The following is a 26,768-nucleotide window of genomic DNA, read 5'->3' on the forward strand; positions in this document are numbered from 1 at the left end:
TAACTGTCAAGCATCAGCCGAAACACTGTCAGCCATCACCCGAAGTAGAAATGTCAACCATCAGCCGAGGTAATACACCTCTACGGTGGGGCGGGCGGGGCTCGAACCCGCGACCAACGGATTATGAGTCCGACGGTCTACGCTTCTAGCAACCGCTGCTAACCTTTCCGGCGGCCCAATTTCGCCCCTAAAGCCCTAGTCAGAGCACCCTTCCGATTGAAAATCGGACCACTACTCGCAAACTTCGCAAACGCCGCAGGCAGGGACCTATCCGGGCGAATGTGGACGTGGTGTGGACACGGCCCGCCTTCCTCCACTTCGGTACCTCGCCAGGTCCGAGTTGCCCGTTCCGCAGCCCCGTCTTTTGCGGGTGCCCTACGCAACGGGGGTGCTTAAAGATGCCCCCGCCCAAAACCCACCCCAGCGCGGAACTTGTGTCTTTTGCTAGGCGCTCTACAGTTCTGGCAAACATGCACGCTTGCGCATATGGACCCCGAGAAAACCCGTTTCCGCAGGCTCCGGCGTTTCTGGTTGTTAGTACACGCATGGACGGGCGGCCAGCAAACACCTTCCGCGCTCAATAGCACTGGCGCACAGCAGACTACGTTGCACGTGGCTAATTCTGTGCGTACCTTTGGGGGCAGCCGCTCACGGCGGGCGGATTTGTGTTAGCAGCAGTAAGGAGACCGGAACGATGATGACGGTTACCCTCGCCGAAGGGGTTATCTACGTCGAGGACGGTGACGGCAAATGCCTGCCTTCCTTCGACTTCGTGAAGCTGCCTCTGCAGGTGGAAGATGAGGGTGAGCAGGTATGGATCAACGCACGGCACGATAATGGTTCTGCGGCGGGTATCTCTCTGACGCCTGCAGACGCGCGGCACCTGGCCAAGCTGCTCAAGAAGGCGGCCAAGAACGGTTGAGAGCAGTGAAGGTACTTAGACCTGACGGCGGTTGGGTGCTGACCCCAAGCACCCATACTGAGATTCACAAGCGGTCGGTTGAAATCATCCGGCAATGGCTGGCCGAGCAAGTTGTCGAAAATCCCACTGTCACGGTTGAGGATCACCTAGACGACCCTCGTGATCCGCACGTGCGGGTAAAGGGTTTGTCGACGGAGCAAAAGCGCCGAACCTGGCGTCCTGGCCTGGCTCAAAACCTGTAAGGGTAGACAGTTCGACCCCGCAGAAACCGGAATTAACCTGCGGGGCCGATCTGCCCGTTAGCGCGGCAGGGAAGGAAGGCGGTCCTACGGCTGCTAACAGATAGGCGCTGCAGGCGAACTCGGTAGCGTGAAAGGGCGGAAAGCACTACCGAACCCACCGCGCAGCCCAACCCTATTCAGTTGTAGACCATCACCGCTATCCCCTCGGGTCCCTGGATACGCCGATGCGGCTTCCTGCACGGGGTGCAGTGCCCCGGTACCTGCCGCCGTCCAGAGGACCGGCGTTTTGTAGCTGGCTGGGTACCAGGCCATTACCCCACGACATTTCCGACTCAACCGGTAAACCGTTGGGTCCGTAGCCGTGACAGTCGCCGGCACGTCCGGCAACGCCGTAGGGGAAGCCGCTGGGCTCCTCAATTGACAAGCCCTGCATGTCCTCGCCCGTAGGGTGCTGCGCCATCTTGCGAACCTCCTAAACCGGAATCGTTGGAGCCGTGTAGGACCCGGTGCCAAGTTTTAGCGCCACCGCTGCGCCCCGATGCCGCACACCGGTACCCACAGCGCGGGCAAAGAAGCTGTCCTGCAACGGGTACGCAGGAACGCGCCCCGGGATTTGCCGAAGGCCTTGGTACGCAGCGTTATCGTGATGCCGCAGGCCCACCGGGTTGGCCGGATGGTTGGGTCCGGCAGCCGCCGTAACCAAAAGGTAGCCCTGCGGAATGTAGTAGCTACGGATGATCAGACCGGGGCCGTAAGAGCCTTGCACCGCCAGGCCGTTGTAGTTTCCGGCAACGGGCGTGCCTTGGATCTGCTGTCCGATGGGCAGTAAATACGGCGCGGCGGCTGCGCTGGGCACAAAGTCATAGCTAGCCAGCGCGTTGTTGTTGTTCTGGACGCCAGCGCGAAACTTGGAGATAGCCTTCTCCTCGTTGGGGTGGCAAAACACAAGCAGCTGGCTTGGAAGGTCCTGGGCGTAGCCGTGCTCGATGATGTGGTCGAAGGCGGTCTCGAGGTCGCCGCTGTCCACAGTAGTAGCGCCACTAGAAAGATAGTGTGTGTGGTCGGCGGTGAACGTTTTGCCGGCAAACGCGGGCGGCACCACGCCGTCGCCGTTCCACAGACCGTAACAGGTGTGGCCCCATTCATTTTCCTGTGCCGTCTTGTCAAACAGGCGCTTCATGATAAGGCCGTTGATTAGCTTGTTGTCGGCTGCCAGCACCGCATCCACCGACGACCGTACCTGCTCAGCTGTCATGCGCCGCAACGCCTTCCACGTAAAACGGGTGGCGCGGTCATAGTCCTCTAACGTGTACCCGAGCAAAAGGTACTCGCTTGGGACCCGAATGCTCGTAGGCTCACCGAATTCAGAGGCAGGTTCGAAGCTTTCGTCGCTCACCGATTGCGGTATTGCGTCAGCGGTGTTGGTGGTGTCGTAGGCGAGCAATTGGGCGATGGCGCTGCGCTCGGTGTTCCAGGTGGACAACAGCGCCCGAAGCTCAGACCAAATCGCATTAAGGTCTGTTCCGTCAGCGAGCACCTGTACTAAGGCATCGCCTTCGGTGTTGATACCGGCATCAGCGCCAAACGGCGCAAGGGTCAAAAGGTCATCTAATGCAGCGCTAGACATATCCTGCGCCTTTCGTGTGGAAGTTCCCAGTCGCACGCCTATCGGAGTGTGGGTCCTACGCCTAGCGCAGAATAGCGGCTCATGCGTCCGCGTCTAGAGAACCATTATGACGCAGCGGTTTTGGGCTGTCTAGGGTGCCTGACCTGGGCTGCGGCGACCGGCGACGTCGGCTATGATCATGCCCACCGGGCGATGGAATGCCCTGAACAGCAACAAGAAAGGGCTCGCAGTGCGATATTGCCATGACCACAAACTCCTTTTGAATCTGTAGTCCAACCCTTTGCCGCCGAAACTGACGAGCTTAGCCGCACCGAACACGTAGTGTTCTCGCCGCCAAGACGGGGTGTGCTCTTGCCCCGTAACGACCTCAACCACAACGCCATTAGCGAAACACCTCAGCTCTGGGAGGAATAGGTGATGTACAAGGACGAAACCTGGGAACGGCTTGAAGCGGCCAACGCGGCAGGGGCTTTAGCAGTTGGCCGCGAGCACGTGGCGTTTACCGTGGCTGAACGCGACCAAATTGACGCTTTGGCTCGGGATTTGGACCGTGAGCTACAGCGGTACCCGGTGATCCACGCCTGGCCTGCGTCTAACGGTAGCCAACTAGCGTTTTGGTGTATCGGCTGCGAAACCGAGCACGTTCACGGGCGGCACATTGGACGGGACTACTGCTTTCACTGCAGGGCCCACCACGCACACGGCACGCACCCACCCGCCCCTGGCTGCACGGATTGCAATTACTGCCAGGTGGAAACCAAGCTGCTAGCCAGGCGGTCGTTTGCGCCTGTGGCGCGGCAGGCCGATCAAGGGTGGCGACGCCAAGTGGCGGCAAGAGAGGCCTGCGAGTACAACCCCAACGTGCCGGGCGGGCGAGGCTTTTGTACGTGCCCTATCGGCAGCGGCGACGGTCACCGGGTAGCGCACTGCTACAACACCGCTAGCCCCTACTACGCCCACGGCTACATCTTGCACGAGGTAGAGCCCAACGACGCTCGGGCGCTAACAAAGCCGATGGGTCCTAAGCCGCGTTAGCCGTAGCGAACCGCCAAACGCTAGGTTAGGAGCAACCCTGCCAAATCGGGCTCTTTTGGCCCGAAGCCTAAGCGCGGCAGCAAAAGACGGTTGTGGATTGTGTTGGCTGGGAACCCCTGTGTCCGTTTGTGGCCCGTTTAGAAGAGTCCCGCCGTGGGGTGGTTTTTGCACGCCCTTGCGCAGAGCATCCCAGTTACGTTGGGTGGGGCAAAAGACGGCTTGCATTGCAGCTCAACGCCTTCGGGTGCGGATTGGCGTCACAGCGCGATAGAAAAATCTAACTAGCAACCTAGATTTCTGCGTTTGACCAGTTCAGAGGCTATGCGCAGAGCGCCCAGCAAACTCGGCCACAGTGGACAAAGGCCATCCGCGACGGGCAAAATTGAGGCATTCCGCCGTCCCGCGGAGGCCCAAACACGAAGGGAAACAGCATGACTCGTACCGTGTCCTCGACTTTGGAGGGCGAGCGGTTCTACACCCCAACAGAAGCGGTTGCCGTAGCTCACCAGCTGGGCCTGACCAACGTCACACCGAAGACCCTGAAGACGGCCGCCTACTACGGCAGACGGCCTTTGAAGCGGACCAAAATCGGCAATCGGGTGTACTTCGCACTGAGCGACATCGAGGCTTGGATCTCCAGCTGCAAGGTGTCGGGATAGTGCCTAGGCAGGTCAAGCCGCCTGGCGGCTACGACGCCGACGCAGTGTTGGCCTGGGAGCGCACGAAACAGCGCACGCCGTGGTGGCTGTACCCCTGCGGCTGCGACCGGCGTAACAACAGGTGGTACCGGCTAGGCATACCGCACCCCAGCTGGACGCCGTATTGGCTGGCGGCCATAGAACGGGGGGAGGTCACCGAAGCCGACCTTGCCGCCTACCGCGAACTAGTGGCATACGAGCGCCAGCGTGACGACTAGTGGTGGGGAACGCACTTGAGTTTGTGCCCCTTGCCCGAACCGACCTACACAACCGAATAGGCCGCGCGAAGGCCAGTAGTACAGAGAAAAGCGAGGCCCCCGAAAGTCTTCGCCACTGAACGGGAACCTCGCCCTGGAGATGAAAATGGTTCTAGCAGAGGGACCGACCGGTGTCCACCCCGACAACGAGGGCGGCTGCGAGCAGGACTGGCTGGGCAACAACGGCTTTGAGCTCAACGGGCACGTGCCTGATTTCGACCCTTTTGAGGAAGCCGACGGGCGCATCATCAAATGGCGCACCGCAAGCCAGGTTCGCGACGATGTGCCCGAGTGGGGTTGGGAATACGACGGTCGGGGCCGTATCCAGTTGGCTACGTTGGCGTTGCTGGCAGGACGTCCTGGCGCGGGCAAATCCACTGCGGCCCGATTCTTCGCGGCGGGCTACAGCCTAGGGGCAATGCCGGGTTGCTTCGTCGGCAAACCACAGCACGTTGCCTACATCGCTTCTGAAGAGTCCGTTGAGTACATGGTCAAACCCAGTCTGCGGGCGCACGGCGCAGACATGAACTATGTGCATTTTCCCTGTGTCGAAATTGCCGGCAATGAAGTTCGGTTGTCCAGCGTCGAGGACGAACTGGCGCTAACCAAAGACCTCCTGGCACGCCGTATCACTGTCGTGTTTGTTGACCCGGTGATGAGCGCCATCGGCTCCAAGGTTGATATCAACAAGAACAACGAGGTCCGTGAGGTGGTAGAGCCGTGGGCACGTATCGCCAGAGCCATCAACGGGGTCGTTTTCGGCATCGTGCACTTAGTCAAAGCACCCGGCGGGGACATTGTTGCAGCCATCAACGGCTCCAGCGCTTTTGGTGAAATTGCCCGCAGTGTGTTCGCCTTCGCCAAAGACCACCAGTCCGACGAGGGCATGCGGGTCATGTCGCAAGAGAAAAACAGCGCCGGAACCGAAGACCTGGCTTTGGAATACCTGCTTGTTCCGGTGCAGGTTGAAACCGACTCTGGCCGGAGCGCCGAAGCGGTCCGATTCACGATCTGCGGCACCAGCTCCCGCCGCGTTAGCGACGTGCTGCAACTAGATCCAAAGAAACGCGGAGTTGCGTCGGACGGTACGAAAACCGCTGAAGTGCTACAAATTGCGCACGAGTTGGGCGAGGACGTAACGGCGCCGATGATCGCAGGCAAGGTCGGGGTTTCGCCCGACACGGCGGGCAAGTTGCTGCGCTACCTAGAGCAAGCTGGCCTCATGACGAAAGTTGGGCGAGGGAGGTTTAGGTGCCGCCAAACTGCGCTGGAAGACTAGGAAACCCTTTCCGACTTTTCCGAAAACTGTTGTTTGTCCGATTGTTCCGAACGTTCCGAAATGCCCCGAGCAGCACAAACGCCGTTTCGGAAAATCGGAAACGGAACGGTTCGTAACAACGGAACGCACCGGGCTGCCCCCAACCGAAAGGAAAACTGATGAGTAGCAACGACTACGCGAACGAAGCCAGCAACGAACCCGAAGAGATTATCGACGCGGAAGTGGTTGAGAGCGATAGTCTGCCAGACAGTGACCCTTCAAGAGTCACAGCCCTGCAGACATGGCGGCCACCTCAATACAGCGAAGAGTGGTGGGCCTGGGTGAGTCCTGAATTGGCTGCGAACCGTTGCAGGGCGCACAGTAGCCGGGACGGCCACAGGTGCCGACGGCCTGCCATCGCCGGGGCAACAGTTTGCCGGGCGCATGGTGGAGCCGCCAAGCACGTGAAGGCAGCTGCTAGAGCAAGACTGGAGAACGCGGCGGAAAAGGCTGTGCGGCAATTGATCACCCTTGCCATCACGGCTGACAGCGAGCAGGTGCAACTGGGCGCATCCAACAGCATCGTGGACAGAACGCTCGGTAAGCCAGTGCAAGCGATAGCCGTTGGTACCGGCGAAGCGGCACCCTGGGAAGAGATCATGTACGAGGGCATCTCAACCGCCACCCGCGAGGAATCTAGGGCCGCCAGGGGCTTGCCGGCCGATAGCCCTGCCCAAGGCGACGGGGCCTACCCAGGCCAACCCCAACCCCGAACCACCCGGGCGGGAACGTATGCAAGCCGGGCCGATTGCCAAGCCAGCGAGGGTTACCCACCCAACCCACAAGGAAAAGGCACTTGGGGCGAAGCTGGCGACAACGTTGAAGGGTGTTCGCCGTCCGGCGGGCAGGGTGGCACTGGCGGCACCGGCTCCGACCGCCAGGGGCGTCATGTGACCGGCGAGGCGGCATTGGAGCTGGCCTGGCGGCTGGCCGAAACGCGCGGCCTGCCGAGCCCGCACAAGCGCTACCTGAGGCCCTAACCATAGGGGATGCGACGCAGTGAACGGTCCCGTACACTAAACGGTCGTTTGGTGGACAGGCCACCGGACAGACAGGAGAGAAATGACGGCCCCCGGCATACGCGACGGCAACAAAGCCGTTGCCTACATACGAGTTTCGACAGACGAGCAGAGCGCGTCGATTACGGCGCAACGAGAAGCCATCGCGGCCATAGCCAAAGCGCGAAATCTGCAGCTTGTCGCTGAGTATGTGGACGAGGGCGTAAGCGGAGCTAAAGCCATCGCCCAACGACCGGCACTTCGGATAGCCCTAAAGGCGTTGGCAGACAACGAAGCCGACCGATTAGTCGTGTCCAAACTAGACAGACTGGCCCGGAACGCTCGTGTGGCGTTGGAGATCGCCGAGGACTACGCACACCCAAACGGCTGGGCAATGGTGCTGGGCGACTTAGACATTGATACCGGCACGGCGATAGGCAAGATGCAGCTAACCATGTTCGCCGGGGTGGCCCGCTTCGAGCGTGACCGTATCAGCGAGCGCACAAGAGAGGCCCTGGCCGTCAAACGGGCCGAGGGTGTCCAGCTAGGCCGTAGGCCAAAGCTGCCCGACGAGGTTGTGGCCCGCATCGTGTCCGAACGCAACGCCGGTAGGTCCTACCGAGCGATAGCGTGCGGCCTCAACGCCGACGAGGTACCTACGGCCCATAAGGGCAAGGCGTGGTACGCAAGCGTTGTTGCCAAGGTGCTAGCGGGGCAACAGGCGGCGAACTTGCTTTCAAGTGCACAGGTGACAGCGTGAGCGCCACTATCCGCAAACGCGTCACAGGACAGCTGGACAAGTTCGGCAACCCCGTTGTCTCCTATCAGGTTCGGTGGCGCGAGCCGCTGCGAGACGAGTTCGGCGCTCCTGCCCTAGACGCTGACGGAAAGCCGTTGCATAAGAGCACCGGCAAGACTTTTCCGACCGAGCGTAAGGCCAAAGCCCACGCCCGCAAGGTGGACAACGCCCTTGAGTCGGCTAGCCACATCAACCCCAGCGATGCGCAGGCCAAAGCCAATACGCCGCTAGGGGTTTACGCCCGGCAGTACCTGGACAGCCTTGCCGGCACGGTGGACCCAACTACGATCCAAGGCTACGAGAAGCTGTACCGAACGCACATCGCCCCGGTGTTCGGTAGCAAGCCGGTAGCGGCCATCACCACAGCGCAGGTAGAGCGCTGGCGCGCTAGCCTGCTACAGCCGTACCGGCGCAGTTTCGTTACACGCGGCAAGGCTACGCCCAAGCGCAAACAACCCCCTCCCGCCCTGGTTGTTCGCAGCCCTAAAACGGTGAAGCACATTGTCGGAACGCTCAAGCGCATCCTGGACACTGCGCTGAAGGATCAGGCCATACCCGCCAACCCGGTCCTATCTACTAGGCGCACTAGCACCAAACGGCTACCCAACCGGTCGGCCCCTGGCAGCAAGCCGCCTTTTGCCCACCGACCGCTTACCGGTGCGCAGGTTGCCGCCGTGGCGGACTACATCGCGACCCAACGCCACAACCGCCTGTACGGCCTAGTTGTTACGTTTGCCGCCTACACCGGTGTGCGCGCTGCTGAGCTTCAGGGCCTGCAGGTTGGCGACGTGACGCTATCGGATATTCCCGGCACGGTAGGGGCCGTACGCATTAGGCGCACCAAGACTAAGGCCGCAGGTGGCTGGATCGACGGAACACCGAAAACGGCCAAGAGCGATCGCGTAGTGCCGCTAGCGCCCTGGCTGGCGGATGACCTGAGGCACTATCTGACTACAGTTCACCCGTTTGCCGGCCACGCCGAAGGTTGTAGGCGGATAGCGCACGCGCCGCTGTTCCCCGGCAAGCGCACCCGCGCCGGTAAGGCCGCTGTGGACATTGCCGATTTCGATTGGGCCAAGCCGATGGTGGTGGACAACCTGTACCACAACTACTTTCAGCCCGCCTGCAAGGCTTTGGGCCTGGGGCCGGTACGTTTCCACGATTTGCGGCACACGTTCGCCACGCTGGCGCTATCCGCGGGTGAGCACTACATGCAGGTGAGCAAGTGGTTGGGGCACAGCAGCTACGTTCTGACACTGTCTACCTACGCGGACTACATCCGCGAGGACGATACGGCGGCACCTGCGTTTACGCGTCCAGTTGCGGACGCGCCACGCAACGTCGTGAGTCTGGGCTTGCGAAAGACCGACACAGCGTAAGTTGCTTTCGTGAGAGGCGATACCAGGAGGCGGTCTCTGGAACGATGAGCGGGAAGCAGATCAAGCTATTCCTAGTCGACGGGACACCCGGTGGGCTGACGACTGCGGAAATCACGAACTGGACCGGCCACGTCCTGTCCGCAGCCCGATCAGATCTGGCAGACCTTCTCAGTCGCGATGAGGCTAGGCGCACTGGCGCCTATCTGTTGCTAGGTGATGACGAAGCTGCGGTCGGCAACACCCGCTGCTATATCGGTGAGGGAGATATCGTCGCCGACCGACTACGCCAGCACCAACGCGAAAAGGATTTTTGGGATCGAGTAGTCGTCATAACCTCCAAGGACGCAAACCTCACCAAAGCGCATGGACGTTATCTGGAATCCCGACTGTGTGAGTTGGCGAGACGCGCGGGACGGGTCAGCTTGGAGAACGGCAATACGCCCGCCGCCCCGGCACTGCCCGAAGCCGATGCATCAGATATGGACTACTTCATCTCGCAGCTGCAAATTGTATTGCCTGTGCTTGGAGTGAACGCAATCCGTGTACCGCTACCTTCTTCAGTGGCTGTCACGCCCATCGAGGCGGCCACATCACCGATCTTCCGGCTGGAGCATTTGAAGCGCGGCGTTGACGCTAGGGCGCAACAGATCGACGGGGAGTTCACCATGCTCGCTGGCTCATACGTCGTACCGTCTTGGGGTGCGGTCGGTAAGGCCGCGAGCACCCTAAAGGCCTATGCGTCCTACCGAGCTCAGCACGAGCAACTTGTCGCAAGCGGTGCCATCGCGGTTGAGGCTGGAAAGGGCCGAGTGACCCGAAACATCGTCTTTCCTTCCCCATCGACTGCCGGTGCGATCGCACTGGGAACGTCCTGCAATGGCCGTCGTCACTGGATTACTGCGGAAGGGACCAACTTCGGCGACTGGGAGAGCCGGGGCGTCGAGTAGGTTGGCGCGCCACCAATACCAATCTGGTTGTGCAAGCGCTAGCCCAACGCTCGTTCTCCATCAATTCAGTTGTCTGCGACCCAGTCGTCGGTCCCTCAGCGCCAACCATGCTGTCTGGCACTCAGAGACTTGTTTCGGAGACCATCCAAGGCCGTCGATGAGGATGTGGCGGTCGACAAGATCGACAGCCTTCAAAACTTCGCCCGCTTTCAGCAACAGGTCCACATCTGTGGCCAAGTCCACTGTCGCCAATTCGGGCGGCGGAACGGGTAGGAGCTCGGCCTCCCTCGGCTCTAGTTCGAGAATGCCGCCGCCGTAACTGCGACCGAGAATCTCTGAGAAAGCGAATGTAGCGCTGTTATGGAAGGCGGTGCTCAGGGCTACTGGGTCAACCCCGGGTTCCACTCGGACGCGATGGACTGTGTCGGTGCTCGTGGCCTCTGCCGCGTTAACCGTCATTCGCGGAGCAGCGTGTATCTGGCGAAGCATGAAGATGTCTGGACGCCACATCGAGGGCGTCGTCCACCAGGGCCTGCGGAGGGAACACTTGTATCCGAGATGGACCCCCTCGGACTCGCCAGAACTGATGTGACGCTTCAAGTTTGGATCAGCGAATTGCGCAGGTGCGTCTAAGAGCCAGGTCCGAAGGCCGCTTAATAGATCACTTTCCCGGCATGTGGCGTCATAAATCAACCCCGTCAGCTGAGCGCTGCGGGATACGAGGGGCACGCAATAGCGCTTGAGGCGTAGCGAGCGGGCATCAGCATCAGAAAATGTGAAGAAACTGTTCCTCCCGGTGACTATGCCAACGTCAACGGAGCCTAGGCTCCCAACAGTTTTCAGGTCGGGTGAAATCTTCAACTTTCGTAGTAACTGAATTTGACGGGGTTTGAGGAAGTACTTCGTCCACTTCTCGTGATCGTGCATCAATGTTGGGGCAGCAGGCCCATCTAGACTTACTCTACTTAAGCCACTCGCGTCTTTGAGGTGCACTGTACGCATCTCGGTCGGGCCGGCGCCCTTAACCCCTAGGAATAACACCACCTCCTGAGTGACGCCATCAAAGAGTAAGCGTTCAAACGTGATAAGGGTGATCGCGGAGAAACGCGCCAACAGGAAGTCACGGAGCTGTGCCGCGTACGACACTTGGAGAAGCTCGGCGGGCAGAACAAGTCCAACTCTTCCGCCCTCGCGCGCCGCGACAGTGCTGGCGACGACGCATGGCACCCATGCGTTTGTCAGCTTGGTGGGGTTGAGCCCTTCCTCTCGCATTAACCTCAGGGCAGGCTCTCGTTCGTCGGGTCGCCAGTTGCCAAACCGGATGTACGGTGGGTTGCCCGCAACTCCATCCCATCGCCCCCGCTGGGCCCCAGTGAGCCAGTCAAAGAGGCTCTTAGTCACTACAGGTGCGAACTGACGCGCCTTCGCCGCTTCATCGCTCACAAGCTCGACCCCACGGGCCTGCTCGCTCCACCGTGACAACTCCCGGAGCACTCTGCCGTCACCGCAAGAAGGCTCTAGAAGTTTGCTGCCAGCCTTCGCCACCCATTCGGCAAGGAACTGAGCGACCGGCTCGGGGGTGTAGTAACCACCCCGCACCTTGTCGGTATTGGCCGCCGCTTTAGCCGGGTACATCGCCATGCCGACAAGTATCGGTGTCGGGTCCGACATGGCCAGGCTTTTGACGCGGCGCGTCTTCGGCCGACGGGCTAGGTCGCATGCGGCGGCAGACCCTGGAAGCGTTCGTAGTAGGCACTCCCAAGGTCATCGCTGAACCGTTCAATTCGAAGTGGGCTCTTAGGGTCCGGGAGATTCGCGTCGATAAGGCCGGTCGCAGGATCCCATGAAATGAAGCTCATAGCCTCCGCGCGGTGTTCCGGTTCATCCACAAGCTTCCGGCCACCTAGTCGAGTAAGGGTTCCCACGATCGCGTTGGTGCGTGCTCCCGGCGGCAAGCATGGGGTCGGCATAGCCACGATGAATCCAACAACAGCACTTGGAAACCGGCTGTGCACCGTCGTTGCTTCCGTTGCTAGGTCGTTGATCATGTTTTGCCAGTTCTTGCCGACGCTCTTGTTGTCGTTCAAAGTCTTGCTATCAAAGGCAACGCGTACGCCGTCCGGCCGGTAACCGACATCAAAGTTCTGGGGTCGAACGCCGCCGACAATCCGGACAGGTCCGACTTCAACGCAGTCCGGCTGACTTGGCTGTAGGGCAGTTGCGCTCGGGGTCACTAGCGGTATGTCGCCGAGCATGACCGCCAAAGCGGTGCCCACGGCAAGGTCAATCAGCGAGCCGAAGTCCATACCGTCCTTCTTGTTGAAGGCCTGGTCGGCTAACCACTTCTGGCCGAGGTCGTGCATCTCGTCTACCGGCAAGACGAGGGCTGGCATCGAGGTCAAGGGCGCCACGCTGCGCGACTCTACTGACGTTTCGCCGCATGTTAAAGCGTGCGCGGGAAGCTCACTCGCCCTTGACAGGCTACTTGCGCGACGGCAATCCACGCCGGGGAAGCCTCAGCGGGTAGAAACTGCCCGTCGCCCTGATGTTTGACGCTGCGTGCGCTGGGTCCTTCTTGATGACCCAAGCGCAGAAACACAACCATGAGATGAAGGCCAATAAAGGCACCGTGATCGCAATGGCGACATACCAGATGGAAAGCAAGTACAGCCTCCAACCAAGAGCCCTGGTTGTCTCGGGAAACCAAGCTTGGGTGGATAACTGCGTTTTGGGCTCCCTGGCCTCTGACCTGCCGCCCGAGAACGACAGGGATCTGTCCCGGTTAGCGATGCGTTGCTGCCTGGTACGGCTTGCCTGCATTCGGTGCATGTGGGACCGCCTTCAGAATACACGCCAGGTTGGCCAAGCTGCTGACAAATGTCATGGCGTGGTCCGGGTGTGGACGTGATGTGGACGTACGGCCGCTGTGGCTGTCGCCCCCCGCGCCATAAGACGCATGAGCAGGCCCACTAGCTGGACAAATGGATTGTGGGGCGGGCGGGGCTCGAACCCGCGACCAACGGATTATGAGTCCGCGGCTCTAACCAACTGAGCTACCGCCCCCGGTCTAGTTGGGGTGCGAGCATCACCCTAGCGCTCCTCCTAGCTGCCCAGCGGCGGTGTGTGCCTCACGCGCCAGCGGGCGCTGCAGTCGTCGCCGGTGAGCCGCCATCGGGGCCGCCAATTGTTGCGAACTGTTTCGGCGCGCTCACATCGGGGTGGTTGGCAAGGTGAGCCGCCGCGTGTTTGCGGGCACAAAGCAGTGCCCCCGGGCCGGTCGCGCCGCAGCAAAGGCGCTTAGCACGCCTGCGAATCGCGACTATCGGCGCCGTCCGACCATCGACGCCGAACATGGGGCGCCGTTGCGGGCCAGAAACGACCCCTGATTGAAGTCCAAACGGCTTGTGTGTCAGCGGCTCTGACTGCTTGAATTGCGGATCACACCAGCTGGGCCGGCCGGAAACAATTTACCAATCGAGTTGTAAGAACGGCTCAATCGCGCGGTTTTTGTGATGCTAACGCGAACTTAACGCGATGCCGCACTCGCGAACTCCCGTCGATGCTGCGGCGCCTTCGCGCAGGTCACAGGCGGTCCTATGTCGCGCGGGGCTTGCATCGGCTGCGGGTGATCCTTGGATTCGCCTCGATGACGGGCTCCCCTGCTGCTTCCATTGCAGCCCAACGACTTACGCTCAAATGTCGCGCTTAGATCCACCGCCCTGCAAGCCAATAGCGATTTACTTCACGGCCAGCTGATTGAAACAAAAGAGTATTTTTACTTAACTTCCCCGTTACCTTGTTGGGCGCTTGGTGGTGATTCCCGGGCGCACACTCCGATTAATGCGCGCATTACCAACAGTCAAAGAAGCCTGAGAGGAAATTGCGAATGAGCAGAACTACGGCCGACTGTCCCCGGCGCCTTGGCGCGCGAGCCGCCTTCGCGGCGCTCGCCATCGCGGCCATGGCTGCGGCACCCGTGGTGGCGATCACCGAGGCAACGCACCCGGCCACGACCACGATCAGCGCCGACCCCAACGACATCGACTACTACAACGTTGGCGAAGCCGGCGCCGGCGGCGGAGGCGGCGGCTAGACCGCAGCTCCGCCCACCGAGGTGCCGTGCATGCCACGGCACATCGCCCGCATGTCGGCCGTCAGCTGAAGACCGTCTGCCCGTCCGCGTCGAGCAAGTACTGCTCGGTCCCCTGCTCCACCCGCGGGGCGTCGGCGCCCAGCGACACCGCGACTTTATTGCTGGCATTGCGCATGACGTCGAAGGTGAGCTCGACGGCCTCGGCCTCGGAAAACCCGGAGCGCACCTCGGCGGCAACGTCGGCGACGAGGTGCGCAGGCGTCCAAATTAACCCATCGGTATAGCGCAGCGCTGCCTTAGCGCGCGGGGCCAACACCGGCGAGTCCTCGTAGCGCTCGATGTCGCCGTACAGCGACTCCGATCCCCCGGCGTCCAGCGCGGTGCTCTCGCGCAGTGATTTACACAGGCGGCAGTTGTGCTGCGCGGCGCCCCGCAGCCGGACCAGCTCGGAGGTGACCGGGTCCAGCGCGCGCATCCGGGCCACGGCGGGCAGGAACTCGTTGAACACCAGATCCGACGGCTCGGTGGCGCGGTCCCACTTGATCGGCCCGTTCACCCAGCCCAGGTGTTCCGTACCGACGCCCAACGCCTCCAGCCCGGCCCGCACCCGCGGAACGAAGTCGGCTATGTACATCTGCACGACGGCGTCAAACGTGCGGTCGCCCAATTGTTTCCATAATCGCGACCGCTGCTCGCCGGTGATCGCCGAGACGTCGGCGCTGAACTGCTCGGCGAACTCGGCAACCGCGACTTCGGCCTCCGACTCCGGCCCCTCAACCTCGACCGCGGCGGGCAACGGCGGCAGCGACAACGTCTGCGCGCACACCCGCCGCACCAGGCCCGTCATGCGCCCATCGCCCGGGCACAGGGCCACCAACCGCGTCAGCATTTGTCACACGCTACTGCGCTTGGCTCACCGAAGACATATAGAAATCCGGTATCCGCAGCGACGGCATGGCCGCCCGGGTCGCCCAGTCACCCCATTCTCGCGGCAGCGTCTTTTCGCTCACCCCCGCCTCGCTGGCCCGCCGCAGCAGGTCCAGCGGGCTCTCGTTGAACCGGAAGTTGTTGACCGCCGCGGTCACCTCGCCGTCCTCGATCAGGTAGACGCCGTCGCGGGTGAGCCCGGTGAGCAGCAGCGTGGTCGGATCGACCTCCCGGATGTACCACAGGGTGGTCAACAGCAGCCCGCGCTCGGTGGCCGCGATCATGTCGGCTTGCTCCGCCGACCCGCCGGTCATCACCAGGTTGTCGGCGGCGACCGCGACCGTGGCGTCGAATTTCTCGGCCGTGGCCCGTGGGTAGGCCAGCGCGTTGATGACGCCGTTGCGGATCCAGTCCACCTGGGCGATCTCCATGCCGTTGTCGAACACCGACATCGTCTCCGAGGAGGCACTCACCGCGACGAACGGGGTGCACGCCAGCCCCGGTGCCATCGGGTCGGAGAACAGGGTGAGCGGCAGATCGGTGAGCCGCTCCCCCACCCGCGTCCCTCCGCCGGGTGCGGACAACGCCGTGCGTCCCTCCTGCGCGCCGCGGCCGGCCATCGACCAGGCCAGGTAGATCATCATGTCGGCGACCGTCGACGGCGGCATGATCGTTTCGTAGCGGCCGGCGGGCAGGGCGACGCTGCGCTTGGCCCAATCAAGCCTCGTCGAGAGTTGCTCGAGCAGCGAATCGGTGGGCAGATCGACGAAGTCGGCGGTGCCGATGCCCGCCCAGGCGCTGGCGTCGCCGCGTTTGGCGTTGATCTCCAGCGCGCCGGTGGGCTGGGTGTAGCGCCGGCGCAGGCCGGTCGACGACGCGAGGAATGTCGTCGAAACACTGTGGTGCGCAAAGCCGTACAACCGATCGGCGCCGAGGAAGCCCCGGCTCAGCGAGTCGGCGACGTCGGAGAACACCAGGGGCCCGGTGCCCGGCACCGGTGCGTCCCAATCGGCGGGCACCCCGCTATCGGCGAGCAGCGGCGCGGCATCACCGGCCTCCGGCGCCGAGCGGGCGGCCTCCTGGGACGCGGCGACCAGTCCCGGAATCACCCGCGGGTCCACCTCGGCGGAGACCACGGTGCCGATGTGCGCGCTGTCGCCCTGCCGCACTATGGAAATCACGGCGATGCTGCGGCTGAGCGAAACCCCGTTGGTGGTCATGGAATTGCCCGCCCAGCGCAGCGTGGCCTCGACCCTGTCGGTGACCAGCACCATGGTCTCGCTGGCGCCGCCGAGCTTGGCTGCCTCGTCCAGAACGATGTTGACGACGTGCTGCGGGGTGATCATCGGGCGCCCTCGCTGACCGTGTTGAGCACGTTGACGCCACGGAACAGCGCCGACGGACAGCCGTGGCTCACCGGGGCGACCTGCCCCGGCTGCGCCTTGCCACAGTTGAACGCGCCGCCCAGCCGCCAGGTCGACGCGCCGCCCACGGCTTCCATGGAATTCCAGAAATCGGTGGTCGTCGCCTGGTAGGCGACGTCACGCAGCTGGCCGTCCAGCCGTCCGTCGCGGATGCGGAAGAACCGCTGCCCGGTGAACTGAAAGTTGTAGCGCTGCATGTCGATTGACCACGACTTGTCGCCGACGATGTAGATGCCGTCCTCGACGCGGCCGATCAAATCGGCGGTGCTGATGTCCTCGGGAGCCGGCTGCAGCGACACGTTGGCCATCCGCTGGATGGGCACGTGATGCGGCGAGTCGGCGTACGAGCACCCGTTGGAGCGCGGCTGCCCCAGCCGCGGGGCGAACACCCGGTCGAGTTGGTAGCCGACGAAGATGCCGTCGCGCACCAGGTCCCAGCTCTGCGCGGCCACCCCCTCGTCGTCGTAACCGATGCTGGCCAGGCCGTGTTCGACGGTGCGGTCGGCGGTCACGTTCATCACCGGGGAGCCGTAGCGCATGGTGCCGAGCTTGTCGGGGGTGGCGAACGACGTCCCGGCGTAGGCGGCCTCGTAGCCGATCGCGCGGTCGTATTCGGTTGCGTGGCCGATGGATTCGTGGATGGTCAGCCACAGGTTGGTGGGGTCGATCACCAAATCCGTTGGCCCCGCGGTGACGCTGGGCGCCTTGACCTTCTCGGCCAGCAGCGACGGCAGCTGCGCCAGCTCGTCGGTCCAGTTCCACACGTCGTCGCCCGCCAGCGCTTCCCAGCCGCGTCCCATTGGCGGGGCCAGCGTGCGCATCGAGTCGAAGCTGCCGGCAGCGGCGTCGACGGTCACCGCCTCCAGCGACGGCAGCACCCGCACCCGCTGCTGGGTGATCGACGATCCGAAGGTGTCGGCGTAGAACGTCTGCTCCTTGACGGCGGTCAGGCCCGCAGACACGTGGTCGATGCCGTCGGCGCCCAGCAGGCGCCCGGAGTACTCCTCCAGCACCGCGATCTTGTCGGGGCCGGGAATCTCGAACGGGTCGATCCGGTAGTTCGACACCCAAATGGCATCGGTGTACACGGGCTCCTCGGCGAGCTCGACGCGCTCTTTGTTCAGCATCGCCAGCGTGGTGGCCACGTGCACGGCGCGGCGCGCGGTCTCGGCCGCGACGGCGGGCGCCAACTCCGCGTGGGAGGCGAATCCCCAGGTGCCGTCGACGATCACCCGCACCGCCAGGCCCACCTCGCGGCTGACGACCGCGGTCTCCAGTTCGCCGTCGCGCAGCTGGATGATTTCGCTGCTCAGACGGTGAAGCCGCAGGTCGGCGTGGCTGGCCCCGGCCGATTTGGCCGCCGACAGCGCCGCTTCGGCGAGCTCGTGGCGCGGCAGGTCCAGGAAGTCGGGATCGATCCCCCGGTTCGAAGTCACCGCACCACCGTAACGACCGCTCGCCCCGAACGACGGCAGCGCCCGCTTTAATTACCTGCATGGCCAGCGCCGTGCTGAGGAAACAGCCTCGATCCACCGCGCTGGGCTACGCGCTGCTGGCACCCAGCCTGTTCGGTGTGCTCGCCTTTCTGTTGCTGCCCATCCTCGTGGTGATCTGGCTCAGCCTCTACCGGTGGGACCTGCTGGGCCCGCTGCGCTACGTGGGCCTGGCCAACTGGCGGTCGGTGCTGACCGATTCCGGCTTCGCCAACTCCCTGCTCGTCACCGCCGTCTTCGTCGCGATCGTGGTTCCCGCGCAGACGATCCTCGGGCTGCTGGCCGCCTCCATGCTCGCCCGCCAACTCCCCGGGACCGGGCTGTTCCGCACGGTGTACGTGCTGCCCTGGATCTGCGCACCGCTGGCGATCGCGGTGCTCTGGCGCTGGATCCTGGCCCCCACCGACGGCGCCGTCAGCGCCGTACTGGGCCACAGCATCGGGTGGCTCTCCGACCCCAGCTTCGCGCTGCCGCTGGTGTCGGCCGTCGTGGTGTGGACCAACGTCGGGTACGTCTCGCTGTCGTTCCTGGCGGGCCTGTTGGCCATTCCCGACGACATCCACGCGGCCGCGCGCACCGACGGCGCCAACGCGTGGCAGCGGTTCTGGCGCATCACCCTGCCCATGCTGCGTCCGACGATGTTTTTCGTCCTGGTGACCGGGATCGTCAGCACCGCACAGGTTTTCGACATGGTCTACGCCCTGACCGGCGGGGGCCCGGGCAACAGCACGGACCTGGTGGCGCATCGCATCTACGCCGAGGCCTTTGGGTCGGCGGCGATCGGGCGGGCGTCGGTGATGGCGGTGGTGCTGTTCGTCATCCTGATCGGAGTCACCGTCGTGCAGCACCTCTACTTCCGGCGGCGGATCAGCTATGACCTCGTCTAGCCGCCTCTTCAACGTCGCGATCTACGCCGGGCTCACCCTGGGCGCGCTGATCACGTTGGCGCCGTTCGCACTTGGGTTGCTGACCTCTTTCACCTCGGCGCACCAGTTCGCCACCGGCACGCCGCTGCAACTGCCGCGGCCGCCCACGCTGGCCAACTACTCCGACCTGGGCGGCGCCGGGTTCGGCCGGGCGGCGGCGGTGACCGCGCTGATGACGGCGGTGATCCTGGTGGGCCAGCTGACGTTTTCGGTACTGGCCGGATACGCGTTCGCGCGCTTGCATTTCCCCGGGCGCGACGCGCTGTTCTGGGTCTACATCGCCACGCTGATGGTGCCGGCAACGGTCACGGTGGTGCCGATGTATCTGATGATGGCGCAGCTGGGCCTGCGCAACACGTTCTGGGCGTTGGTGCTGCCGTTCATGTTCGGTTCGCCGTACGCGATTTTCCTGCTGCGCGAGCACTTTCGCATCATCCCGAACGACTTGATCAACGCCGCGCGCCTCGACGGGGCCAACACCCTTGACGTGATCGTGCACGTGGTGGTCCCCGCCAGCCGTCCCGTGCTGGCCGCGTTGACGTTGATCACGGTGGTCTCGCAATGGAACAACTTCATGTGGCCGCTGGTGATCACCAGTGGGCACAAGTGGCGGGTGCTCACCGTGGCGACGGCAGATCTCCAGTCGCGGTTCAACTCCCAGTGGACGTTGGTGATGGCGGCGACGACGCTGGCGATCGTCCCGCTGATCACGCTGTTCATCGGCTTCCAACGCCACATCGTCGCGTCGATCGTCGTCTCGGGGCTCAAATGACCAGGCCCCGGTCTTCGACCCTCGTCGTCGGGGCGCTAGGGCTGGTGGCGGCGTTGCTGGCCGCGATGGCCGTGCTGTTGGACAACTCCGCCGAACCCCACGGCGGCAAGATCGTCGTCAAGGTGCGCGTCTGGGCCGACCAGATCGCCGCGGCGTATCAGCAGTCGTTCGCGGAGTTCAACCGCACGCACCACGATATCGAGGTCCGCACCAACATCGTCGCGTATTCGACGTACTTCAACACGCTGCGCACCGACGTCGCGGGCGGCAGCGCCGACGACATCTTCTGGGTGTCCAACGCGTACCTCGCCGCCTACGCCGACGACGGCCGGTTGCTCGACGTCGGCCAGATGCTGGGCCCGGATGCCAAGGCCGATTGGGATCCGGCGGTGGTGGAGCAGTTCACCCGCGACGGCGTGCTGTGGGGTGTGCCGCAGCTGACCGACGGCGGGATCGCGCTGTATTACAACGCGGACCTGCTCGCGGCGGCCGGAGTCGATCCCGCCCGACTCGACGACTTGCGATGGAACCCCAACGGCGACGGCGACACGCTGCGCCCCCTGCTGTCCCGGCTGACCCTCGACGCCGACGGAAATGCCGCGGGCACAGCGCGTTTCGACGCCGGACGGGTCCGGCAGTGGGGATACAACGCGGCCAACGACCCCCAGGGCATCTACCTGAACTACATCGGCTCGGCGGGTGGGGTGTTCCAGCGCGGCGACGAGTTCGCCTTCGACAACCCAGCGGCGGTGTCCGCCTTCCGGTATCTGGTCCGTCTCATCAACGACGATCACGTCGCGCCGCCGGCCTCCGACACCAACGACAACGGCGACTTCTCCCGCAACCAGTTTCTAGCCGGCAAGATGGCGCTCTTCCAGTCCGGCACCTACAACCTGAAACCGGTCGCCCGCGATGCGCGCTTCCGCTGGGGTGTGGCGATGATGCCGGCGGGTCCCATCGGCCGTGTGAGTGTCACCAACGGCATTGCCGCGGCGGGCAATTCGGCAACCAAGCACCCGGATGCAGTGCGCCAGGTGCTGGCCTGGATGGGCAGCCGCGAGGGCAACGCCTACCTGGGCCGCGACGGCGCCGCCATTCCCGCGGTGCTGTCGGCTCAGCCGGTCTACTTCGACCACTGGGCCACCGAGGGCATCGACGTCCGGCCGTTCTTCTCCGTGCTGAAGGGTCCGCGCATTCCCGCGCCGGGCGGCGCCGGCTTCGCCGCGGGGTACACCGCCCTGCAGAGCTATTTCGACGAAATGTTCTTGGGTCGAGGCGATGTCGCCGCCACCCTGCGGAAGGCTCAGGCCGCGGCCAACGCCGCCGCGCAGCGCTGACCGCCAGTCCCGCGAAAGCGTTCACAGGCCCGACGACGGGCGGTACGCTGACGCGACCTGCAACAAGGAGAGGATGTCATGCCCGGGTGGTGGATTATTGCGATCCTGTTTTTCCTGGTGGCGGCCGTGGCTTTCGTCGCGAGCCTGTTCCTCGGCACGGGATCGAGGTCGACCTGGTGGGGCATCACCGCGGCGGCCGCGTTGTTCGCCGTGGTGTTCACGCTCATCAGCGCCTATGACCGGGTGGACACGCGCAACGTCGGCATCATCACCGAGTTCGGCAAGCCGGTAGGTGTGCACGGCGCCGGGATCGTGTGGCATGCGCCGTGGCGCAAGGTGAGTGAGCTGTCGGAGGCGATCCAGTTGCAGGCGTTCGAGTCGAACAGCTTCGACGACGCCAGCCAGGGCAGGGGCGCCAACAACAACCCGGCCGCGATCAATGTGCGGCTGGCCAACAACTCCAACGCCTACGTGGACGAGAACCTGAACTGGCGGCTGCGCGAGGGCGCGGCCCCGAAGCTGTTCCAGGATTACGGCGGCGCCAACGTATTCCAGACCATCAAGGAGCAGTTGGTGGACCGGCAGGCGCAGGTGGCGTTGTCGAAGGTGTTCGCCACGTTCAACCCGCAGGTCATGTTGGCGGCGGCGGCGAACGCGCCGGGCGCGTCGGCGCAGATGACCGCGCCGGCCCAGGGCGCGGACTTGCCCGCGATGGCCGCGCAGGTCAAGAAGGATCTGCAGGACGCGGTGGGCACCGAGATCGAGATCCTTGACGTGCGGATCCCGCGGATCTTCTACGACCAGCCCACCCAGCAACGCATCGACGCCTACAACCAGAAGGTTCAGGAAACGATCAACGCCCAACAGGACGTCAAGACCGCGGAGCAGAACCGGTTGGCCGCCGAGCAGCGCGCCAACCAGCCCCCACCGGATCTGCGGATCGCGATCTTCAACTGCCTCAACGATCAGGTGAAGAACGGCCGCGACCCGGCCGGGTGCTGGGGCCAGATCGGCGGCCAGCCGCTGGTCCAGGTGCCGCGCTAGTGCCCGTGAGCCGAGTCTCCGTGAGCGTCACGCTGGCGTGACGGTCGACCGCGAGCGCCACGCTGGCGTGACGCTCGGCGCCATGCACCGCTAGCCGGGCAGCACCAGCACCGGCACCGGGCTCTCGCGGATGATCTTGGCGCTGCGGGAACCGAGGAACACGCGGCGGATTTCGTCGCGCGGTCGGGTCCCCAGCGCCAGGATGTCGCCGTCGTGCCAGTCCGCCTTGCCCAGCGCCTCGTTCCAGTCGTGGCCGGTAACCACTTGCAGCGCAACGTCTTCGCCGACCACCCCGTCGGTCTTCAGGCCCGCCAGGATCTCGCGCGCCTGCGCCGCCCACGCCTCGAGGATATCGTCCTCGACGTCCAACCCGACCTCGGGGGGATACATCGTCTTGCCGCGGACGGCGAACGTCATCACCCGCAGCGGCACCCCGAATCGCTGGGCGGTCTCGGCACAGCGCCGCACCACCTCGACCGCGTCGGGGGTGGCGGCGTACGCGCACGTGACCCGTGTCAATCCGCCTGTGTGCGCGCGATATCCGCGGGGGCTGATGGCCACCGGCACCGGCGACGCGTGCAGCAGCCAGTCGGCGGTGGTACCGATGACGACCAGGCCCGGTCCCCCGCTAGGCAGCGACCCCAGCACGACGACTTCGCCGCCGACTTCCTCGACCACCTCGATCAGTCCCGACGACACCGAGCGGTGTGCGCGATGCAGGTAGGTGACGTCGATCCCGTCGCACAGGTCGTGCAGGAACCGCGCGGCCTCCTCCGCCGAGTCCGTCGCCAAATGCTGGGCCCACTGCTCGTATTCGGCGTCGACGCGGGCCAGTGACGGTGTCAGCCACGGCTTGGGCACGATGGTCGCCACGGTGAGCGACGTCCCGAGCGTCCGGGCAACGCGGACGGCCAGGTGTAGCCCCGACAGGCCGACTTCGCCCGCCCGGTACCCGGCGACCACGGTCACGGTGTTTCCTCGTTGAGGGCGCTGTGGTGGCGGCCCCAGACGAAGTAAAAGATCAGCGCCACCGCGATCCACCCGGAGAACGCGATCCAGGTGTACCAGTGCAGGCTGACCAGGATGTAGCCGCACGCCAGCACCGAAAGCGCCGGCGTGACAGGGTAACCCGGCACCTTGAACGCCCGCGGCAGGTCGGGTTCGCGCACGCGCAGGATGATGACGCCGACGGAGACGACGATGAACGCCGTCAGGGTGCCGATGGACACCATGTCGGTCAGCTTGTCGAGCGGCACAAAGGCGGCCAGGCACCCCGCGGCCGCCGCGACGATCACCGTGTTACTCACCGGGGTCATGGTGCGCGCATTCACCGTGGCGAACCGCGACGGCAGCAGCCCGTCGCGGCCCATGGCGAACAGGATGCGCGTCATGCCGTACATCGTCACCAACGTGACCGAGAAGATCGACATGACGGCGCCAGCGGCCAGAATCGTGCTGGCCCAACGGCCGTGGGTGACGTTGTCGAGGATCGTCGCCAGCCCCGCCTCCTGCTGGGCGGCGAAGTCGCGCCACGACTGGGTGCCGAGCGCGGCCAGCGCGACGAGGACGTACACGGTGGTGACGGTCGCCAGCGCCGCGAGGATGGCGCGCGGCATGGTCTTCTGCGGATCCTTCACCTCGTCACCGGCCGTCGAGACCGCGTCGAGGCCGATGTACGAGAAGAAGATGGTGCCGGCCGCCGAGCCGATGCCGGCGACGCCGAACGGGGCGAAGTCCTTGAGCCGGCCGAGGTCGAAGGCCGTGAACGCCAGGATGACGAACATGATCAGCACGCCGAGCTTGGTGAGCACCATGACGGTGTTGACCTTGGCCGACTCGCTGGCACCGCGGACCAGCAGCAGCGCGCACATCACGATCAGGATGATCGCCGGCAGGTTCACGACGCCCGGTTGCGAGTCCCAGGGCGCCGCCGACAGCGCGTGCGGCAGTTGGAATCCGAACACGTTGTGCAGCAGCTTGTTCAGGTAGCCGCTCCAGGTGACCGAGACGGCGGCCGTTGACACCCCGTACTCCAGCAGCAGGCACGCCGCGACGCCCATCGCGACGGCCTCGCCAAGCGTGGTGTACGCGTAGGAATAGGCCGACCCCGAAACCGGCACCGCCGCGGCCAATTCGGCGTAGCAGATGGCCGCCAGCCCGGCGGCGATGCCCGCGATGAGAAACGAGACGATCACGCCGGGGCCGGCCTCGGGCACCGCCTGGGACATGACGAAGAAGATGCCGGTGCCGATCGTGGAGCCGACCCCGAACATGGTGAGCTGGAACGTGCCGATGCTGCGCTTGAGGTGATCCGCGACCCCGCGGGCGGCGTGGGCGCCGACGACGGGACGGCGCCGCAGCATTTGGTCCGTCAGGCTGATCGAGCTGGATGGCACGTGCGCCCCCTGTCGCGTGGATCAGCTGATTATGCGCGAGCCTCCCGCAACGCCGCAGCGAACTGGTCAATCGCCCAGTCGATCTCCTGGCGGGTGATCACCAGCGGCGGCGCGAATCGCAGCGTCGAGCCGTGGGTGTCCTTCACCAGGACGCCGCGCCGGGCGAGCCGCAGGCTCATTTCCTTGCCGGTGCCCAGCGTGGGTTCGATGTCGACGCCGGCCCACAGCCCGAGGCCGCGCACCGCGATCACACCGTCACCGATCAGCCCCCGCAGCTGGCGGTGCAGGTGCGCACCCAATTGGGCCGACCGGGCCTGGAATTCGCCGCGCGCCAGCATCGAGACGACCGTGGTGCCGATCGCCGCCGCGAGTGGGTTGCCGCCGAAGGTCGAGCCGTGTTCGCCGGGGCGCAGCACGCCGAGGATGTCGCGGTCGGCGACGACCGCGGACAGGGGCACCACGCCGCCGCCCAGCGCCTTGCCCAGCAGGTAGATGTCCGGCACGACGCCCCACCGGTCGCAGGCGAAGGTGTAGCCGGTGCGGGCCAGCCCCGACTGGATCTCGTCGGCGATCATCAGCACGTTGTGCTCGCTGCACAGTGCCCGGACGGTGGGCAGGTAGTCGTCGGGCGGGACGACGATGCCCGCCTCGCCCTGGATGGGCTCGAGCAGCACGGCCACCGTGTCGTCGTCGATTGCCCGGGCCAGCGCCGCGGCGTCGCCGAAGGGCACCGAACGGAATCCCGGGGTGAAGGGCCCGAACCCGTCGCGCGCCGTCGGGTCGGACGAGAAGCTGACGATGCTGATTGTGCGGCCGTGGAAGTTGTTGTCCGCCACGATGATATTGGCCCGACCCGCGGCGACGCCCTTGACTTCGGCGCCCCATTTGCGGGCGACCTTCAGGCCGCTCTCCACGGCTTCGGCGCCCGAGTTCATCGGCAGCACCATGTCCTTGCCGCAGAGTCCGGCCAGCGCGGCGCAAAACGGCCCGAGCGTGTCGGAGTGGAACGCGCGGCTCACCAGCGTGACGGTGTCCAGTTGCGCGTGGGCGGTCTCGGTGATCTCGGGGTGGCGATGACCGAAGTTGACCGCCGAGTAGGCGGCCAAAAAATCCAGATAGCGACGGCCGTCGACATCGGTGATCCACGCGCCCTCGGCGCTTGCCGCAACGACGGGCAGCGGCGAATAGTTGTGCGCCGCATACCTTTCGACCAGCCCGATCGCCGCGTCTGTTCCGTGCGCGGTCCGGGCGTCGAGGATCGTCACGGGAATACCTCCAATGTGCAGCACTTGACGGAGCCGCCGCCCTTGAGCAATTCGGACAAATCCACCCCGACCGGCTCGAAGCCGGCCTCCCGCAGTTGCGTGGCGAAACCGGTTGCGGCCGAGGGCAGCACGACGTTTCGGCCGTCGGAGACGACGTTGAGCCCGAGCACGTAGGCGTCGGCGCTTCCCACGACGATCGCGTCGGGAAACAGTGTGCGCAGCTGATCCTGCGCCGCCGCGCTGAAAGCCGGTGGATAGAACGCGATTGTGTCGTCGTCGAGGACGGCCAGCGCGGTGTCGAGATGGTAGAAGCGCGGGTCCACCAGCTCCAGCGAGACGACCGGAAGGCCCAGCGCCGCGGCGATTTCCGGGTGCGCGCGCCGGTCGGTGCGAAACCCGTAGCCGGCCAACACCATATCGCCGACCATCAACAGGTCGCCCTGTCCCTCGTTGACGTGGCGGGTGGCCACCGGCCGATAACCCAACGACGACATCCATTCGGAATAGGCGCGGGACTCGCCGACGCGCTCGGCGAACCGAAACCTGGCGACCACGGCGATGCCGCGGGCGATGAACCCGCCGTTGGCCGCGTAGACCATGTCCGGGAGACCGGGCACGGGTTCGATCACGTCCACGTGGTGACCCAGCCGCAGGTACGTCTGGCGCAGGGCGTCCCACTGCGCCCGGGCGAGGTGGGCGTCGACGGGCATGCCGAGGTCCATCCAGGGGTTGATCGCGTACTCCACGGCGAAGAAGTCGGGCCGGGTCATCGCGTAGCGACGGGTCCGGGACTCGCGCCAGGTGGCGGACGAGGGTGCGGCGAGGTACGAGTCCGTCATAAATCAACGGTATTTGCGGCACTCGAAACA

General features: G+C 64.4%; 23 protein-coding genes and 1 tRNA gene. 13 read left to right on the plus strand and 11 right to left on the minus strand.

Features of this window, described 5'->3' with window-relative positions; all coding sequences use genetic code 11:
* Nucleotides 1-697 precede the first annotated feature (697 nt).
* Nucleotides 698-922, plus strand: a complete 225-nt coding sequence (locus tag A5712_RS29020) for a hypothetical protein (protein WP_231982272.1) — start codon at nt 698-700, stop codon at nt 920-922.
* 714 nt (nt 923-1,636) lie between these two features.
* Here A5712_RS29020 and A5712_RS29025 read toward each other — a convergent pair.
* Entirely contained in the window at nt 1,637-2,791 is a 1,155-nt protein-coding gene (locus tag A5712_RS29025; RefSeq protein WP_068113754.1) for a hypothetical protein, read from the minus strand.
* Between the two features lie 1,466 nt (nt 2,792-4,257).
* Here A5712_RS29025 and A5712_RS29030 point away from each other — a divergent pair.
* The 7 genes from A5712_RS29030 (at nt 4,258) to A5712_RS30570 (ending at nt 10,222) form a co-directional block, all read left to right on the plus strand.
* Nucleotides 4,258-4,485 carry a hypothetical protein gene (locus tag A5712_RS29030; protein ID WP_068113757.1) on the plus strand — a complete coding sequence of 76 codons (228 nt, stop codon included), beginning with the start codon at nt 4,258-4,260 and terminating at the stop codon, nt 4,483-4,485.
* Nucleotides 4,485-4,742, plus strand: a complete 258-nt coding sequence (locus A5712_RS29035) for a hypothetical protein (RefSeq protein WP_068113760.1) — start codon at nt 4,485-4,487, stop codon at nt 4,740-4,742. The genes A5712_RS29030 and A5712_RS29035 overlap by 1 nt, the downstream gene beginning before the upstream one ends.
* A 145-nt stretch (nt 4,743-4,887) precedes the next feature.
* Nucleotides 4,888-6,060, plus strand: a complete 1,173-nt coding sequence (locus A5712_RS29040) for an AAA family ATPase (RefSeq protein ID WP_082973715.1) — start codon at nt 4,888-4,890, stop codon at nt 6,058-6,060.
* A gap of 158 nt (nt 6,061-6,218) precedes the next feature.
* Nucleotides 6,219-7,079 carry a hypothetical protein gene (locus tag A5712_RS31155; protein WP_156766824.1) on the plus strand — a complete coding sequence of 287 codons (861 nt, stop codon included), beginning with the start codon at nt 6,219-6,221 and terminating at the stop codon, nt 7,077-7,079.
* 82 nt (nt 7,080-7,161) lie between these two features.
* Entirely contained in the window at nt 7,162-7,857 is a 696-nt protein-coding gene (locus A5712_RS29045; RefSeq protein WP_068113765.1) for a recombinase family protein, read from the plus strand.
* Nucleotides 7,854-9,275 (plus strand): site-specific integrase, encoded by a 1,422-nt coding sequence (locus A5712_RS29050; protein WP_068113768.1) that lies wholly within the window; start codon nt 7,854-7,856, stop codon nt 9,273-9,275. Before A5712_RS29045 ends, A5712_RS29050 begins: the two co-directional genes overlap by 4 nt.
* 44 nt (nt 9,276-9,319) lie before the next feature.
* Complete coding sequence (locus A5712_RS30570) at nt 9,320-10,222, plus strand: GIY-YIG nuclease family protein (protein ID WP_082973713.1); 903 nt, start codon at nt 9,320-9,322, stop codon at nt 10,220-10,222.
* A 60-nt stretch (nt 10,223-10,282) separates the two neighbouring features.
* On the opposite strand, the gene A5712_RS29055 is transcribed toward A5712_RS30570, so the two are convergent.
* The 3 genes from A5712_RS29055 to A5712_RS29070 all read right to left on the minus strand — a co-directional run bounded on the left by A5712_RS29055 (nt 10,283) and on the right by A5712_RS29070 (nt 13,285).
* Nucleotides 10,283-11,863: a class I SAM-dependent methyltransferase gene (locus tag A5712_RS29055; RefSeq protein ID WP_068113837.1), complete on the minus strand. Its 1,581-nt coding sequence runs from the start codon at nt 11,861-11,863 to the stop codon at nt 10,283-10,285.
* Between the two features lie 68 nt (nt 11,864-11,931).
* A complete protein-coding gene (locus A5712_RS29060; RefSeq protein WP_231982273.1) occupies nt 11,932-12,633 on the minus strand; it encodes a hypothetical protein in 702 nt (233 codons plus the stop codon).
* A 578-nt stretch (nt 12,634-13,211) separates the two neighbouring features.
* Nucleotides 13,212-13,285 (minus strand) — tRNA-Ile (locus tag A5712_RS29070).
* Nucleotides 13,286-14,108: 823 nt separating this feature from the next.
* On the opposite strand from A5712_RS29070, the gene A5712_RS31160 reads away from it, so the two are divergent.
* Nucleotides 14,109-14,315, plus strand: a complete 207-nt coding sequence (locus tag A5712_RS31160) for a hypothetical protein (RefSeq protein ID WP_156766825.1) — start codon at nt 14,109-14,111, stop codon at nt 14,313-14,315.
* 61 nt (nt 14,316-14,376) lie between these two features.
* On the opposite strand, the gene A5712_RS29075 is transcribed toward A5712_RS31160, so the two are convergent.
* The 3 genes from A5712_RS29075 to A5712_RS29085 are packed head-to-tail and all read right to left on the minus strand — an operon-like array spanning nt 14,377 to nt 18,102.
* Nucleotides 14,377-15,204, minus strand: a complete 828-nt coding sequence (locus tag A5712_RS29075) for a carboxymuconolactone decarboxylase family protein (protein ID WP_068113775.1) — start codon at nt 15,202-15,204, stop codon at nt 14,377-14,379.
* Nucleotides 15,205-15,214: 10 nt separating this feature from the next.
* Nucleotides 15,215-16,588 carry a TldD/PmbA family protein gene (locus A5712_RS29080; protein WP_068113779.1) on the minus strand — a complete coding sequence of 458 codons (1,374 nt, stop codon included), beginning with the start codon at nt 16,586-16,588 and terminating at the stop codon, nt 15,215-15,217.
* On the minus strand, nt 16,585-18,102 hold the full coding sequence (locus A5712_RS29085; protein ID WP_068113782.1) for a TldD/PmbA family protein: 1,518 nt from the start codon (nt 18,100-18,102) through the stop codon (nt 16,585-16,587). The genes A5712_RS29080 and A5712_RS29085 overlap by 4 nt, the downstream gene beginning before the upstream one ends.
* A 74-nt stretch (nt 18,103-18,176) precedes the next feature.
* On the opposite strand from A5712_RS29085, the gene A5712_RS29090 reads away from it, so the two are divergent.
* The 4 genes from A5712_RS29090 (at nt 18,177) to A5712_RS29105 (ending at nt 22,238) form a co-directional block, all read left to right on the plus strand.
* Nucleotides 18,177-19,046 (plus strand): carbohydrate ABC transporter permease, encoded by an 870-nt coding sequence (locus A5712_RS29090; RefSeq protein WP_156766829.1) that lies wholly within the window; start codon nt 18,177-18,179, stop codon nt 19,044-19,046.
* Nucleotides 19,033-19,857, plus strand: a complete 825-nt coding sequence (locus tag A5712_RS29095) for a carbohydrate ABC transporter permease (protein ID WP_068113788.1) — start codon at nt 19,033-19,035, stop codon at nt 19,855-19,857. The genes A5712_RS29090 and A5712_RS29095 overlap by 14 nt, the downstream gene beginning before the upstream one ends.
* Nucleotides 19,854-21,194, plus strand: coding sequence for a sugar ABC transporter substrate-binding protein (locus tag A5712_RS29100; RefSeq protein WP_068113791.1), 1,341 nt, complete (start codon nt 19,854-19,856; stop codon nt 21,192-21,194). The genes A5712_RS29095 and A5712_RS29100 overlap by 4 nt, the downstream gene beginning before the upstream one ends.
* Nucleotides 21,195-21,272: 78 nt before the next feature.
* Nucleotides 21,273-22,238 (plus strand): SPFH domain-containing protein, encoded by a 966-nt coding sequence (locus A5712_RS29105; protein ID WP_068113793.1) that lies wholly within the window; start codon nt 21,273-21,275, stop codon nt 22,236-22,238.
* A 90-nt stretch (nt 22,239-22,328) separates the two neighbouring features.
* On the opposite strand, the gene A5712_RS29110 is transcribed toward A5712_RS29105, so the two are convergent.
* From A5712_RS29110 to ddaH, 4 genes are read right to left on the minus strand one after another with little or no spacing between them, the layout of a single operon-like run.
* Nucleotides 22,329-23,207 (minus strand): universal stress protein, encoded by an 879-nt coding sequence (locus A5712_RS29110; protein ID WP_068113796.1) that lies wholly within the window; start codon nt 23,205-23,207, stop codon nt 22,329-22,331.
* Complete coding sequence (locus tag A5712_RS29115) at nt 23,204-24,634, minus strand: amino acid permease (RefSeq protein WP_068113798.1); 1,431 nt, start codon at nt 24,632-24,634, stop codon at nt 23,204-23,206. Before A5712_RS29115 ends, A5712_RS29110 begins: the two co-directional genes overlap by 4 nt.
* Before the next feature lie 29 nt (nt 24,635-24,663).
* Nucleotides 24,664-25,899 (minus strand): ornithine--oxo-acid transaminase, encoded by a 1,236-nt coding sequence (rocD, locus tag A5712_RS29120; protein ID WP_068113806.1) that lies wholly within the window; start codon nt 25,897-25,899, stop codon nt 24,664-24,666.
* Nucleotides 25,896-26,738: a dimethylargininase gene (ddaH, locus tag A5712_RS29125; RefSeq protein WP_068113809.1), complete on the minus strand. Its 843-nt coding sequence runs from the start codon at nt 26,736-26,738 to the stop codon at nt 25,896-25,898. The genes rocD and ddaH overlap by 4 nt, the downstream gene beginning before the upstream one ends.
* Between the last annotated feature and the right edge of the window lie 30 nt (nt 26,739-26,768).

The organism is Mycobacterium sp. E2327, from assembly GCF_001672675.1.
Classification (GTDB): domain Bacteria; phylum Actinomycetota; class Actinomycetes; order Mycobacteriales; family Mycobacteriaceae; genus Mycobacterium.

Bases quoted from the DNA above. Each gene is read 5' to 3' on its own strand.
- A5712_RS29020 (WP_231982272.1), top strand. From the start codon at position 698: ATGACGGTTACCCTCGCCGAAGGGGTTATCTACGTCGAGGACGGTGAC.
- A5712_RS29025 (WP_068113754.1), bottom strand. From the start codon at position 2,791: ATGTCTAGCGCTGCATTAGATGACCTTTTGACCCTTGCGCCGTTTGGC.
- A5712_RS29030 (WP_068113757.1), top strand. From the start codon at position 4,258: ATGACTCGTACCGTGTCCTCGACTTTGGAGGGCGAGCGGTTCTACACC.
- A5712_RS29040 (WP_082973715.1), top strand. From the start codon at position 4,888: ATGGTTCTAGCAGAGGGACCGACCGGTGTCCACCCCGACAACGAGGGC.
- A5712_RS31155 (WP_156766824.1), top strand. From the start codon at position 6,219: ATGAGTAGCAACGACTACGCGAACGAAGCCAGCAACGAACCCGAAGAG.
- A5712_RS29045 (WP_068113765.1), top strand. From the start codon at position 7,162: ATGACGGCCCCCGGCATACGCGACGGCAACAAAGCCGTTGCCTACATA.
- A5712_RS30570 (WP_082973713.1), top strand. From the start codon at position 9,320: ATGAGCGGGAAGCAGATCAAGCTATTCCTAGTCGACGGGACACCCGGT.
- A5712_RS29055 (WP_068113837.1), bottom strand. From the start codon at position 11,863: ATGGCGATGTACCCGGCTAAAGCGGCGGCCAATACCGACAAGGTGCGG.
- A5712_RS31160 (WP_156766825.1), top strand. From the start codon at position 14,109: ATGAGCAGAACTACGGCCGACTGTCCCCGGCGCCTTGGCGCGCGAGCC.
- A5712_RS29075 (WP_068113775.1), bottom strand. From the start codon at position 15,204: ATGCTGACGCGGTTGGTGGCCCTGTGCCCGGGCGATGGGCGCATGACG.
- A5712_RS29080 (WP_068113779.1), bottom strand. From the start codon at position 16,588: ATGATCACCCCGCAGCACGTCGTCAACATCGTTCTGGACGAGGCAGCC.
- A5712_RS29095 (WP_068113788.1), top strand. From the start codon at position 19,033: ATGACCTCGTCTAGCCGCCTCTTCAACGTCGCGATCTACGCCGGGCTC.
- A5712_RS29100 (WP_068113791.1), top strand. From the start codon at position 19,854: ATGACCAGGCCCCGGTCTTCGACCCTCGTCGTCGGGGCGCTAGGGCTG.
- A5712_RS29105 (WP_068113793.1), top strand. From the start codon at position 21,273: ATGCCCGGGTGGTGGATTATTGCGATCCTGTTTTTCCTGGTGGCGGCC.
- ddaH (WP_068113809.1), bottom strand. From the start codon at position 26,738: ATGACGGACTCGTACCTCGCCGCACCCTCGTCCGCCACCTGGCGCGAG.